We start from the raw sequence: 217 nt of genomic DNA on the forward strand, positions 1-217 counted from the left end.
GCGTACCGCATGTCCTTCAGCGTCAGCAGATGACCCTGGGCGTGGCGCAGTTCGGTGAGGCCGGTGACCCAGGCGGCTGCCTCGCGGGGCTGCTCGCCGCGCAGCCGGCGCACCACCGAGGCGATGCGGTCCGCCGCCTCGTCGAGCGCGTCGGCGGCCCGGCGGGTGAGGTCGCGCACGGTCTCGAACTCGGCCAGGACCTGCTCGGCGGTGGCCC

At 75.6% G+C, this 217-nt stretch carries 1 protein-coding gene; it reads right to left on the reverse strand.

Translation table 11 applies throughout. The annotated features are described in order from the left end of the window. Positions 1 to 217, reverse strand: a 217-nt coding sequence (locus BU52_RS32645; RefSeq protein ID WP_037941497.1) for a hypothetical protein, incomplete at both ends; no start/stop codon positions are given.

The organism is Streptomyces toyocaensis, assembly GCF_000725125.1.
Lineage (GTDB): Bacteria > Actinomycetota > Actinomycetes > Streptomycetales > Streptomycetaceae > Streptomyces > Streptomyces toyocaensis.